9 protein-coding genes are annotated in these 12,829 nt (G+C 70.9%); 4 read left to right on the top strand and 5 right to left on the bottom strand.

The genetic code is table 11. From position 1 onward, the window contains the following. Positions 1–7: 7 nt before the first annotated feature. The 5 genes from ACFV9J_RS14205 to ACFV9J_RS14185 all read right to left on the bottom strand — a co-directional run bounded on the left by ACFV9J_RS14205 (position 8) and on the right by ACFV9J_RS14185 (position 8,372). Positions 8–1,462, bottom strand: coding sequence for an RICIN domain-containing protein (locus tag ACFV9J_RS14205; protein ID WP_385353875.1), 1,455 nt, complete (start codon positions 1,460–1,462; stop codon positions 8–10). A gap of 98 nt (positions 1,463–1,560) precedes the next feature. After that, positions 1,561–2,994 carry an RICIN domain-containing protein gene (locus ACFV9J_RS14200; protein ID WP_385354099.1) on the bottom strand — a complete coding sequence of 478 codons (1,434 nt, stop codon included), beginning with the start codon at positions 2,992–2,994 and terminating at the stop codon, positions 1,561–1,563. Positions 2,995–3,070: 76 nt separating this feature from the next. Beyond that, complete coding sequence (locus tag ACFV9J_RS14195) at positions 3,071–4,504, bottom strand: hydrolase (RefSeq protein WP_385353873.1); 1,434 nt, start codon at positions 4,502–4,504, stop codon at positions 3,071–3,073. Between the two features lie 90 nt (positions 4,505–4,594). Beyond that, positions 4,595–5,326, bottom strand: coding sequence for a DUF4157 domain-containing protein (locus ACFV9J_RS14190; protein WP_385353871.1), 732 nt, complete (start codon positions 5,324–5,326; stop codon positions 4,595–4,597). Between the two features lie 136 nt (positions 5,327–5,462). Next, positions 5,463–8,372, bottom strand: coding sequence for a hypothetical protein (locus tag ACFV9J_RS14185; protein WP_385353869.1), 2,910 nt, complete (start codon positions 8,370–8,372; stop codon positions 5,463–5,465). A gap of 331 nt (positions 8,373–8,703) precedes the next feature. On the opposite strand from ACFV9J_RS14185, the gene ACFV9J_RS14180 reads away from it, so the two are divergent. The 4 genes from ACFV9J_RS14180 to ACFV9J_RS14165 are packed head-to-tail and all read left to right on the top strand — an operon-like array spanning position 8,704 to position 11,501. Further along, positions 8,704–10,311 (top strand): phage tail sheath subtilisin-like domain-containing protein, encoded by a 1,608-nt coding sequence (locus ACFV9J_RS14180; RefSeq protein ID WP_385353867.1) that lies wholly within the window; start codon positions 8,704–8,706, stop codon positions 10,309–10,311. A gap of 52 nt (positions 10,312–10,363) precedes the next feature. Next, complete coding sequence (locus ACFV9J_RS14175) at positions 10,364–10,813, top strand: phage tail protein (RefSeq protein WP_003974723.1); 450 nt, start codon at positions 10,364–10,366, stop codon at positions 10,811–10,813. Beyond that, the gene (locus ACFV9J_RS14170; protein WP_003974724.1) at positions 10,813–11,346 is read left to right on the top strand and encodes a hypothetical protein; all 534 of its coding nucleotides are present in this window, start codon (positions 10,813–10,815) and stop codon (positions 11,344–11,346) included. Before ACFV9J_RS14175 ends, ACFV9J_RS14170 begins: the two co-directional genes overlap by 1 nt. After that, positions 11,343–11,501 (top strand): DUF6760 family protein, encoded by a 159-nt coding sequence (locus ACFV9J_RS14165; RefSeq protein WP_007450918.1) that lies wholly within the window; start codon positions 11,343–11,345, stop codon positions 11,499–11,501. Before ACFV9J_RS14170 ends, ACFV9J_RS14165 begins: the two co-directional genes overlap by 4 nt. Positions 11,502–12,829 lie beyond the last annotated feature (1,328 nt).

Here is a 12,829-nt window from a genome sequence, read left to right as displayed (position 1 = left end):
CCGGCCGTCAGCCCTTCTTCGGGTGGATGATCTCCCACTCCTGGTCGTCGACGTTGCTGCAGTTGTCGAGCACCATCTTGGAGAAGAGGGCGCCGCCGTTCGCGCCCTCGACGCCGAGGCACTTCTGGTTGCTGGAGAAGTTGCGGATCCAGTAGGCCCCGCTCTCCTGCTTGTCGACCCACCAGAACTGGTTGTCGGTCGCGCTGGTGCTGTCGCACTTGAACTCGGTGACGGGCGTCCCCACGGAAACGGCACCGTGGTAGGGCAGGTCCATGCAGTACTGGTCCTTGATGTTCCGGATCTGGAAGAGGTCCGCCCCGCCGGGACCGGCCTTCTTGTACTTCACCTCGAGGTTCCAGATCTGGTTGTCCCCGTCGGTGTCGTCGCAGACGGCCTGCTGGACGGGTCCGTCCAGCTCGCCCTTCTCCCGTCCGGGGAGTTCGGCGCACATGTGGCTGGTGGTGTTCCGCAGCAGGATGTTCTGGGCGGGGACCACCGGCTTCACGGCCGGCTTGGCGGGCTTCTTGGACTCCCCGCCGCCCTTGTCGCCGCCGTCGCCTCCGCCGTTGTCCTTCTCCGGCTCCTTCGTGGCCGACGGCTGCTGCACCTGCGGCTGCTCGACGGGCGCCGACTCGGCACTGCTGGGGAGACTCTCCAGTGTCGCGCTCGGGCTGGGCGCGAGCGCGACACCGGCCTGTTCGGTCTTCTCCGTCGCACTGCTGCGGACCTGCGGCTTGTACGCGATCCAGATCATCACGAACGCGATCGCCAACGCCAGGAAGATCCCGAAGAATGTCGCTAGCCAGCGCGGCAGGAAACCACGCTGGACATACGTCCCCTCGACCTCCGTCGGATCAACCCCCGACCGGCGCACCGCCAGCGTGTACGGCCGCTCCTCCTTCGCACCGAACCAGATGATCTGCTTCGGCTTCAGCCTCGTCTCCACGAACGCCGCACGACCCGGCTCGATCTGCACATTCCCCGGCCGCACCTCATACGACAGATGATCACCATGATCACTGCCCGCAATCGACGCCGTCACCTTCGTATTGCCCAGGTTGTCCACCGCAAGCCGCGGCCGCCCACGGAACCGGCCCTTCACCGTCGGCGGCACCAACTCCGCCCGCACCTCGGAAAACGCGGTGATCGTCAAGTTCCCCTCCGGAACCGTCACCGCATCCGGATGCTCCGTCGGCAAAATCCGCACCGCATACGGATTCGGCCCCGCCACCGCATCAGGCGTACGAGGCGGAGCGAACGTCAGCTCCACCGTCCCCGTCGTCCCGGGATACAACCGCAGCGTCTGCGGCTCCACCGTCGTCCAGGGAGCCACATCCCCCACTGGCTCGAACCGGTACTCATCGACGACATCACCGGTATTACGCACCCTCAGGCGCACACGTGTACTACTGCCGGGGTCCACAGTCGCGGACGCGGGCTCCAGGGAAGTCCACAGGCTCACACGCCGACGCTACGGGTCAACTCCCCATGGGTCAGCGGCACCCGGGGCAGTACTCACTGCCCCGAGGTACCTGATCGTACGACTTTTCGGACCCGGCGTCAGTCCTTCGACGGGTGGATGATCTTCCACTCCTGGTCGTCGGTGTTGGTGCAGGTGGCGATGTTCAGCGGAGTCTCGGTGCCGCCGTTCTGGCCCTTCACGTTCAGGCACTTGTGGGCACTGGCGAAGTTGCGGATCCAGTAGTCGCCGCTCGCCTGCTTGTCGATCCACCACAGCTGGTTGTCCGCCTTGGTGCCGTTGCAGTGGAACTCGGCGACCCCCGTTCCCTCCGGGCGGGCGCCGTATTCACCGAGGTCCATGCACAGCTGGTCCGTGACGTTCCGGATCTGGAAGAGCTTGACCCCGTTGGGGCCGCCGTGCTCGTACTTGACCTCGAGGTTCCAGTACTCGTTGTCGCCCTCTTCGTGGCAGTTGGCCTGCTGGACGAGCCCGTTGATCTTGCCCTTGCCCCGTCCGGGGATGTCGGCGCACATGTGGGTGGTGGCGTTGCGCAGCATGACGTTCATCGCGGGCACCACGTCCGGCTTGGCGGGCTTCTTGGACTGCCCGCCGCCCTTGCCCCCGCCGTCGCCTCCACCGCCGGCGCCGTCGCTCTCGGGCTTCTCGGAGGCCGGCTGCTCGGGCTCCGTCTCGGGTGCGGACTCGGCGCTGCTGGGGAGGGTCTCCGGAGTGGCGCTCGGGCTGGGCGCGAGCGCGACTCCGGCCTGTTCGGTCTTCTCCGTCGCACTGCTGCGAACCTGCGGCTTGTACGCGATCCAGATCATCACGAACGCGATCGCCAACGCCAGGAAGATCCCGAAGAACGTCGCCAGCCAACGCGGGAGGAACCCACGCTGGACATACGTCCCCTCAACCTCCGTCGGATCAACCCCCGACCGGCGCACCGCCAGCGTGTACGGCCGCTCCTCCTTCGCACCGAACCAGATGACCTGCTTCGGCTTCAGCCTCGTCTCCACGAACGCCGCACGACCCGGCTCGATCTGCACATTCCCCGGCCGCACCTCATACGACAGATGATCACCATGATCACTGCCCGCAATCGACGCCGTCACCTTCGTATTGCCCAGGTTGTCCACCGCAAGCCGCGGCCGCCCACGGAACCGGCCCTTCACCGTCGGCGGCACCAACTCCGCCCGCACCTCGGAAAACGCGGTGATCGTCAGATTCCCCTCCGGAACCGTCACCGCATCCGGATGCTCCGTCGGCAAAATCCGCACCGCATACGGATTCGGCCCCGCCACCGCATCAGACGTACGAGGCGGAGCAAACGTCAGCTCCACCGTCCCCGTCGTCCCCGGATACAACCGCAGCGTCTGCGGCTCCACCGTCGTCCAGGGAGCCACATCCCCCACTGGCTCGAACCGGTACTCGTCGACGACATCACCGGTGTTGCGGACCCGCAGGCGCACACGCGTGCTGCTGCCGGGGTCGACGGTGGCGGACGCGGGCTCCAGGGAGGTCCAAAGGCTCACCCGCCCGACGCTAGGCGGTGCCTTACCCATACGTCAGGAGTCGCAAGGGCAAAGGCGGTTGCCCTCGCATACGTCGTCAGACCGTGATGCGCACGGCTTCCAGCTGGAGTCGGTCGTTCTCCATGTTGCTGCCGAAGTACCGCCAGTCGCCGGGCTCGGTGCAGCCCTGCTTCTGCCAGCCCTTGTCCTTGACGTGGGTGTTGGGGCAGACGGTGCCTTCGTATGTCCTGAGGGTGAACCCCTCCATGGGCGAGACCGCCTCCTTGGTGCTGCCCAGGTACATGTCGGTCTGGTCGGGGACGCTCTCCCACTTGCTGCCGTTGAGCCATGCCTCCACGACATGGGCGCCGTTGCCGGTCACGCCCTTGGTCCCGGACACGGCGATGTTCAGGGCCTTGATCGGCAGGTTCTTGCCGACGGTGCCGGCCTCGGCACCGTCGCAGACCGGAGGCTGCCAGCCCTGGTCGGCCACATAGGCGCGGTAGCAGATGTGCCGGCCCTCGCTGCGGGCGGCGACCTCCTTCACGGCCGTGGCCGCGGTGCGTACGGGCGGCTTGGGCTTCTTGGACTCTCCGCCCCCACCGCCGCCCTTGTCGCCGCCGTCGCCTCCGCCGTTGTCCTTCTCCGGCTCCTTCGTGGCCGACGGCTGCTGCACCTGCGGCTGCTCGACGGGCGCCGACTCGGCACTGCTGGGGAGACTCTCCAGTGTCGCGCTCGGGCTGGGCGCGAGCGCGACACCGGCCTGCTCGGTCTTCTCCGTCGCACTGCTGCGGACCTGCGGCTTGTACGCGATCCAGATCATCACGAACGCGATCGCCAACGCCAGGAAGATCCCGAAGAACGTCGCCAGCCAACGCGGGAGGAACCCACGCTGGACATACGTCCCCTCAACCTCCGTCGGATCAACCCCGGAACGCCGCACCGCCAGCGTGTACGGCCGCTCCTCCTTCGCACCGAACCAGATGACCTGCTTCGGCTTCAGCCTCGTCTCCACGAACGCCGCACGACCCGGCTCGATCTGCACATTCCCCGGCCGCACCTCATACGACAGATGATCACCATGATCACTGCCCGCAATCGACGCCGTCACCTTCGTATTACCGAGGTTGTCCACCGCAAGCCGCGGCCGCCCACGGAACCGGCCCTTCACCGTCGGCGGCACCAACTCCGCCCGCACCTCGGAAAACGCGGTGACCGTCAAGTTCCCCTCCGGAACCGTCACCGCATCCGGATGCTCCGTCGGCAAAATCCGCACCGCATACGGATTCGGCCCCGCCACCGCATCAGGCGTACGAGGCGGAGCAAACGTCAACTCCACCGTCCCCGTCGTCCCCGGATACAACCGCAGCGTCTGCGGCTCCACCGTCGTCCAGGGAGCCACATCCCCCACTGGCTCGAACCGGTACTCATCGACGACATCACCGGTATTACGCACCCTCAGGCGCACACGCGTACTACTGCCGGGGTCCACAGTCGCGGACGCGGGCTCCAGCGAAGTCCACAGGCTCACACGCCGACGCTACGGCCGGCCCGACGGAGCGTCAGGAACCGGCGGGGCAAAGGGCGTTGCCCCAAAGGGCCGTTCGTGCGGTGCCCGGGACTACTCGGCGTCCTCCACGTCGTCCGCGACCGCTCGCTGGGCGACGAGGGACGGGGCGGTGGTGTGCCCGGCCTTGAAGGCCGCTCCGTCGTTCACGGCCGCGACCTCGGAACTCTGGCCCGGGTCGGTGACGGCGGGGCTGCCGCCACTCCCGCTGCCCGTCTCCGTGACTCCCCGGCTGTTCTTGTCGAGGTGGCTGGCCTCGTGGGCGAGGATCTCCTCGTTGCCGATGGCGGACGGGCCGAGGAACACGTCCATACCGATCGTCATGGCCTCGGCCCCCATGGCCGCCGTCGCACGCTGGGCGACCGGGCCCGTGTACATGCGGGCGCCGGCGAGGGCGGGGTTGTCGTAGAACGGCACCGCCTTGTCGAGGAAGGAGCCGGGGAGCGTCGAGTTGGGCTCCCCCTTGGCGTCTTTCAGGAGCTGGTGCTGTCCCTCCGGGCTCCGGTCGTCGATCCCGTCGTGCCCGCAGCCCGCGCCGTGCTGGTGCGCGCTCGGGTCGATGCGGCGCTGGACGGTGTGCCCGCAGCCGGGGCCGTGCTGGTGTGCGTCCCGGGCGACGACGCGCTGGACGGCGGCGTTGCCGGCGGAGCTCTGCAGCGCCAGGACCGCCGCCGGGGTCATCGGCGCTCCGCGCACTCCGGTGGTGGGCGCCGGCGCGGCCCGGTGCGGGGCGCGGCCGCCCCGGGCGGCCTGCTGGTCGGCGGCTTCCTCGTGCGCGCGCACCATGCGCTCCCTTCGACACCGGACGTGTGACCCTCAGCCCTACCGGACCTTCCCCGCCACCGACAGGTCCACGCGGGCAACACCGGGGGCAACGGCCCCGGTGTCGCCCTCTGACACGGCGGCGCAGGGCACGGGGCGCTCAGAGCGAGGAGAGCGACTTGGCTATCGCCTCTTCCCACTCCGTCTGCAGGTCGGGGTCGTTGAGCGACGCCAGCCACTGATCGTCGTCCTGGTTGTGCTTTGCCGGGCTGCACTTGAGAGCCTTGAGGAAAGCCCTGGCGCGGCGCCGGACATCTTCGGGGACGTTCTCGCCCACGGGCACGGCCGGCCCGGCCGCCTGCGCATAGAGCTCCTGCGCGTTGAGCTGCCGTTTTCCCTGCTTGATGGAGTGTGTCACCATGACCGCCTCCTTCAACGCGTCGCTCTTTCTGCCCCGCCCGTCCTCGTCCAGCCTGGGCTTCTCGGGCTCCGGTGTGCCCTCCTGAGCGTGGGTGGTCCGAGCGTGCTTCTGGTAGTCCCGTACCGAGTCGTAACGCTTGTTGGCCTTCCGCAGGCCCTTCTCGACCGCGCCTTCGCCCAGGGCCAACGCCGTCGTAGTGCCCACCACACCGGCCCCGATCCCGCCGGAGACCGCTCCTGCCGCGGCCGCGATCGCCACGGCGCCGGCCGTGGTGCGGGCGAGGTTGCCGCCGCCGTTGATGGCGCGGCGCCTGAGCTTCCTCTTCTTCTTCAGCACCGCGTAGTCCCGCCCGCTGGCCAGGTGCCCCATCAGTTCCTCCCTCAGGCCCTCGATGTGGGTGCGATCGGCCTCGACCGCCTGCAGCGCCTCCGCTTCCGCGCCGGTCTCCGCGGCCGCCAGACTGATGGAATCCTGGGCCAGTTTCGTGTTGGCCGTTCCCAAGGCGTCCAGGACTTCCTGGAGTTTCCGGTCGCGCTTGGCGATTTCTCCGCTGAAGTGCGTCTTCAGCTCCTTGCGCTGCGCATGCGTGTCCTTGAAGACCTTGATGTCGCGGCCGAGGGTCAGGGCGGAGAACGCGGAGGTGAGGCCACCGCTGGCAGCGCCCAGCTCGGCCATTCCGGCCGCGTTCTCGGTGACTCTGCCGATGTTGTCGGCGCCCTTCACGGCGTCGTTGATGAGCATGAGGCCGGCCGTCACCGCGCCGTTGAACTTGGTTCGCAGGTTCCTCCGGTGATCGTGGGAGGCCGGACCCGACTCGTCGCGCTTCTTGTACGAGTTCTTCAACGCCTTGACGTTGTCGATGGTGCCGGTCAAGTCGGCGACCGTGTTGGGCACGGCCTCGCCCAACTGCTGGGCTGCGGTGTCTTGCACCGTCCCGGTGTTCCCGTGCTGTGTCGCCTCCGCCCGCTGCGTTCCGCTGTACGGCGCGCTGGCTCGCAGGGCCGCCACGTCGGGGACGTCGGTCCATGCCTTGACCTTGGCGTTGCCCTTACCGGCCGCCTCCCTGGCCTGTTTGCGGCGGGTCCCGCGGGCTTTGCCGGTACCGGCCGGCTCTGCTCCGTCCGTCTGCTCCGCGGTCTCCGCCGCGTTCTTCTTCGCGTTCTTCTTCGCGGCTGCCGCCGCGGCCTCCGTCGCCTTCTTCTCCGCCTCCCGGGCCTCCTTGGCCTCCCTCAGCGCCGTCGTCGCCGTGGTCTGGGCCGCCCTCTGGTCCAACTGCCGCTGTCCCGCGGCCGCCGCCCTGGCCTGTGCTTCGGTCGCCTCCTGCGCGTGCCCCCGCTCCTCGGCGCGGACCGCCTCCGCCTGCTGCCGCCGCTCCGCCGCGATGTGTGCGTGCTTGTCCGCGTCGGCCTGGGCCCCGTCGGCCTGCCGCAGCGCCTCGTCCGCGGCCTTCTTGTGCCGTGCCGCCTGCCTCTCGGCCTTGCCGCGCTCCTGCGCCGCGACGTCGGCGTTATTCTCGTGCCGCGCTGCCAGGTCCCCGGCCGCCTTCGCCTGCTCCTGCGCAGTGTCCCGGTCCTCGGCGCACGATTCCACGTCGTCCGCGGCCTGCTTCCGGGCCTCGTCCGCGCCCTTGGCCTCCCCCGCCCGCCGACGTGCCAGCTCCTCGGCTTCCCCCGCCTGCTTCAGCGCGTCGGCCGCCTTGTCGGCCCACTTCTGCACGCTCTGCGCGGTCTTGTCCTCGGCCTCCGCCTCGGCCTCGGCCTTGGCCGCCTGCCGCACCGCGTGGTCCTCGGCCTCCGCCTTCGCCCGTGCCTCGGCCTCGGCGGCCTCCTGCTGCTCCTTGGCCTGCTTGGCCTGCTTCCTGAACTGCGCCACCTTGGCCTCGGCGGCCTCCTGCTTCCGTCTGGCCTCGGCCACCTGCTTCTCGAAGTCCGCCACCCTCTCCGCGGCGGCCTTCCTCTTCCCCTCGGCCTCCCCGGCCTTCTTCGTGTGCTCCCGCTCCTCGGCACGGGCCGCTCCCGCCGCCGCGCGTTCCCCACGCTCGGCGTCCTGCAGCGTGCCCGCCCGCTCCTCGGCGGTCTGCTGCTTCCCCATCGCCGCGCCGGCCGCCTCGGTGAACTTCTCTTCGGTCTCGAGCGAGTTCGTCCGGCTCCGCTCCGCCGCCCCGGCGGCCCCTTCCAGCTTCTCCGCCCGGCCCCGGGCCGCCGCCGCCTTCCTGCGTGCCTCGGCCGCTTCCCCGGACGCCTCCCACACCTCGGTCTCCGCGCCGGCCCGCGCCAGCGACGCGGTCGCGACCTTCGCCTTCTGGTCGGCCACCTCGTCCACGGCCGCCTGCTGCTCGCCCGCCGTGCCAGCTCCCCGGCCCGTCTCACCACCCGGCCGCTCGGGCTCCGTCACCGGCGTGATCCGCAGGTCGTCCACCGGCGCCGAGGTCGCCCGCGCCACGACCGCGCCCCGGGGGAGCTGGGCCGTACCGGCCGCGCGCTGGATCGCCGTACCGGACCCGCGCTGGATCGCCGAGGCCACGGCCCGGTTGCCCGCCGCGGCCTGCAGCGAGGCCAGGGGCGGTGACTGACGTGCCTGCGGGCGGGACCGCGCCGCAGCGGCCTCGGCCGGGCGGTGTCTCTGCGTCTGGTTCAAGCGGTCCGACACGGACGATCCCCTCCTGACACCCCGTCACCGTCCCCGCTCCACACGGGGCAGCGCCCCGGTGCGGCGGGACGGCGCGCCCCGGAACGGGGCTTGATCGCAAGATGACATCCTGGCGAACTGACAGTCGACACAAGATGTTGAATCAGAAACGCCGGGCGTCCGCCAGGGGTCTTCGGGGGGAAGTGCCGGGAAGCGGCGGGAGTCTGCCCCAACGGGCACGACCAGGGGCAAGGAACCTGCCCCCGCTCCGGCACCCGGGGACGTTTCGGCGTCGGCAACGCGCGCGTGAGGCTGAGGGGCGTCCTGTCTCGTACCCCGAGGAGAGCAGAGCATGCCGTCCTACCTGTCGCCCGGCGTCTACGTCGAGGAGGTGGCCAGCGGCTCGCGCCCGATCGAGGGAGTGGGCACGTCGGTGGCGGCCTTCGTCGGTCTCGCCCCGACCGGCCCGCTGAACGAGCCCACGCTGGTGACCAACTGGACGCAGTACGTCGCGGCCTTCGGTGACTTCACCGGCGGGTACTACCTCGCGCACTCCGTCTACGGGTTCTTCAACAACGGCGGCTCGGCCGCCTACGTCGTCCGCGTCGGCGGCTCGGCCGAGGACGCCGCCGCCGACGGTTCGGTCAACGGCGCCGCCGCCCCCGCGGCCGTCACCGGCAGCACCGCCAAGGCGCTGCCCGCCGCCGAGCCCAAGCAGCTCGGCACCTTCGCCGTGACGGCCAACGCCGCCGGCCAGAGCGGCCCGCTGACCGTCGAGGTCGCCGACCCCGAGGGCGAGGGCCCCGCCGAGCGCTTCAAGCTGATCGTCAAGGACGGCGAGAAGCCGGTCGAGACCTTCGACGTGAGCGCCAAGAAGGGCAACCGCTCCTACGTCGTCACCCAGGTCAAGGAGCGCTCCAAGCTCATCACCGTGACCGAGGCCGCGCCGTCGGCGCAGCTGGTCCGGCCGGAGAACCAGAGCCTGACGCTGCCCGCGCCGCCGTCCGCCGCACCCGCCGTTCCGGCCGGTCAGGGCGCCGAGAGCGCGCACCCCGGCCCGGCCCAGTACCTCGGCGACTCCTCGGACCGCACCGGCTTCGGCGGCCTGGAGGCGATCGACGAGATCTCCATGGTCGCGGTGCCCGACCTGATGGCCGCCTACCAGCGCGGTGCGATCGACCTGGAGGCCGTCAAGGCCGTCCAGCTCGGTCTCATAGCCCACTGCGAGCTGATGGGCGACCGCGTCGCCATCATCGACCCGCCGCCCAGCCAGAACGCCCGCCAGATCCGCGTCTGGCGCCAGGAGACGGCCGGCTACGACTCCAAGTACGCCGCCCTGTACTACCCCTGGATCAAGTCCTTCGACCCGGCCACCGGCCAGTCCCGCCTGGTCCCGCCGAGCGGCCACGTCGCCGGCATCTGGGCCCGCAACGACTCCGAGCGCGGCGTGCACAAGGCCCCCGCCAACGAGGTCGTCCGCGGCGCCGTCGACCTGGAGCTGCAGATCACCCGCGGTGAGCAGGACCTGCTCAACCCGATCGGCGTCAACTGCATCCGCTCCTTCCCCGGCCGCGGCATCCGCGTCTGGGGCGCCCGCACCCTCTCCTCCGACCCGGCGTGGCGCTACCTGAACATCCGCAGGTACTTCAACTACCTGGAGGAGTCGATCCTGATCGGCACCCAGTGGGTGGTGTTCGAGCCGAACGACCACAACCTCTGGGCCCGCATCCGCCGCAACGTCTCCGCGTTCCTGGTCAACGAGTGGCGCAACGGCGCCCTCTTCGGCCAGAGCCCCGACCAGGCCTACTACGTCAAGTGCGACGAGGAGACCAACCCGCCGGAGTCCGTCGACCTCGGCCGGGTCGTCTGCGAGATCGGCATCGCGCCGGTCAAGCCCGCCGAGTTCGTCATCTTCCGGCTCGCCCAGTTCTCCAGCGGCGGCGGCGAACTGGACGAGTAGGCGGATCGCGCCCCCGCCCTTGTCCCACATCCTCTAGAAGGACAGCGAACTCATGTCTCTCCCCAAACCAGAAGACGTACTCGTCGCACCGAATTTCGGTATCCAGATCGACGGTGTGATGGTCGAGTACCTCAACTCGGTCTCCAACCTGCAGATCGAGCAGGACGTCATCAGGTACCAGCAGAACCAGGGCACGACCGGCCGCAACAACGTCACCCTGATGCCGGGCGTGGCCAAGGACGGCTCGGTCCAGGTCGAACGCGGTATGAGCCAGTCGTCGGTGTTCACCCAGTGGATCAACGACTCCATGGCGGGCCGGATGGCCACCGCCCGCAAGAACGCCACGATCATCGTGATGGACTACGAGGACAACCCGGTCAAGCGCTGGAACCTGCGCAACGCCTGGTGCAGCAAGGTCGTGGCGGGCACCCTGAAGGCGGGTGACACCAACGCGCTCACCGAGACCATCACCATCGTGTTCGAAGAACTGGTCGTCGAGTAATGCGCCGTAGCACCGCCAAGGCACCCGCCGCGGCACCCCAGACCGCGGCGGCGGGAGCGGACTTCCCCCGTTCGGCTCCCGCCGCCGCGCCCACGGAGGCGCCGGCCGGTTCTCCGGCCGGCCCTCCCGCCGGGCCACCCGTCGACACCGCCCCGAGGCAGCAGATGCAGACCGAGTTCCCCTTCGAACTGCCGCGCGGGTACGTCGACGAGTCGGGCACGGTGCACCGGGACGGTGTGATGCGCCTGTCGACGGCACGGGACGAGCTGATCCCGCTGCGCGACGTGCGGGTGCAGGAGAACCCGGCGTACCTGTCGGTGGTGCTGCTCGGCCGGGTCATCACCCGGCTGGGCACGCTGGCGATGGTGCACGACGGTGTCGTGGAGAACATGTTCGCCTCTGACCTGGCGTTCCTCCAGGACTTCTACCGCCAGATCAACGCGGAGGGGCACACCCGCGCGGCCGTGGAGTGCCCGCACTGCTCGGAGCCCTTCGAGGTGGAACTCGGCGGGAGCCGCCTGGGGGAATCGTGACGTACGCGACCGACCGGCTGCACGAGGAGATCGCGTACGTCGCCTACCACTTCCACTGGAGCCTGGAGGCGATCCTGGACCTGGAACACCAGGACCGCCGCCGGTACACGGACCAGATCGCGTCCCTCGTGACGCGAGGCACGGCGGAGGGCTGATCGGTGGGACTCCTGGACCGGCTGCGGGGCCGTCGCGACGGCGGCGAGGGAAACGGGAACGGGGGCGGGACCGCCGCATCGTCGGCGGACCCACCCATGCAGACGGGTCCGCCCGCGAACACCGGCTCGCGTCCGGACCCGGGCGCGGGCACCCCTGCGGCATCCGCGCCCGGGCCCGCGCCCGTGGCCGTCGCGGCCTGGACGGGCCTGCCGCCGATCCAGCGCGCCACCGGAGCGGACCGCGCGGGGGTGGCGGACGCGGCTTTCGGCGGCCGCCTTCCGACGTGGCAGGACCCGTCGTTCACCGGGGCGCCGTCCCCGGCGGTACTCAACCCGGCGGCCGGCGACCGCCTGCTGTCCGGCGCCTTCGACTCGTCGGCCCGGCAGACCTCGTCCACGCCGCCGGCCCGCCCGGCCGGCCCACCGCCGGTGCAGCGGATGCCGGTGGCGCCACTGCGCGCGATACCGGCGGACGCACCGGCCCCGGCCACCGCACCGACCGCGCCCACGGGTCCCGCCCCGAGGGCGCGCGGTGGTGCGTCGGGCAGGTCTCCTGCGGGTCCCACGCCGTCGGCGGCCCCGACGGCGAACACGTTGCCGACCGCGCCCGCGGCCGCGCCGGTCCAGCGGGCGCGTTCCGCCGCGTCGGCGCCGTCCGCCGCGCCCGCGAGCGCACCGGCCCAGCCTTCCCGCGGGGTCCGGGTGACCCCGGTGCCCGCGCCGCCCGCCGCCCCGCGTCCGCGGCAGTCGCTGACCAAGGCCCCGTCCGGAACGCCGGCCGTGCAGCGCCGAGCGTTGCCGGCGAGCCGCCGGACCACGGGAGCCGCCCCGGCGTCCTCCGGCACGGCGCCCTCGTCGGCGGACGCCGACCGAGCGGACCCCGGCTCGGCACCGGCGGGGGGTGCCTCCCCGGCCCACGGTTCCGTCACCCCGGCGCCCGCGCCGACCGGTGCGCCCGTCCAGCGGGCGGTACCCGCGCCCGGGACCACACCGGCCCCCGGCACGTCCGACGACGCCACGGCACCGGCTGCCCCGGTACGGCGACCCGACGGCGGCAGCCCGTCGGCCTCCGCACCGGCGGGCAGCGCCTCCGCGTCCGGCACACCACCGGTCCAGCGCGCCGCCGCCCGACCGGCCAGCCCCACACCGGACAACAGCACCACCCCCGCCCAACGGCCCACCGCACCACCGCCCGGCAGCGGCAACCCGCCGCCCACCGCGCCGACGAACCGCGCCTCCGAGTCCGGCACACCACCGGTCCAGCGCACCGCCGCCCGACCGGCCAGCCCCGCACCGGACAACAGCACCACCCCCACCCAACGGCCCAC

This window comes from Streptomyces sp. NPDC059906, assembly GCF_042730645.1.
Taxonomy (GTDB): Bacteria; Actinomycetota; Actinomycetes; order Streptomycetales; family Streptomycetaceae; genus Streptomyces; species Streptomyces rubrogriseus.
The sequence above is the reverse complement of the archived record's forward strand: the minus strand, read 5'-3'. Positions and strand labels throughout refer to the sequence as shown.

Bases quoted from the DNA above. Each gene is read 5' to 3' on its own strand.
- ACFV9J_RS14190 (WP_385353871.1), bottom strand. From the start codon at position 5,326: ATGGTGCGCGCGCACGAGGAAGCCGCCGACCAGCAGGCCGCCCGGGGC.
- ACFV9J_RS14180 (WP_385353867.1), top strand. From the start codon at position 8,704: ATGCCGTCCTACCTGTCGCCCGGCGTCTACGTCGAGGAGGTGGCCAGC.
- ACFV9J_RS14175 (WP_003974723.1), top strand. From the start codon at position 10,364: ATGTCTCTCCCCAAACCAGAAGACGTACTCGTCGCACCGAATTTCGGT.
- ACFV9J_RS14170 (WP_003974724.1), top strand. From the start codon at position 10,813: ATGCGCCGTAGCACCGCCAAGGCACCCGCCGCGGCACCCCAGACCGCG.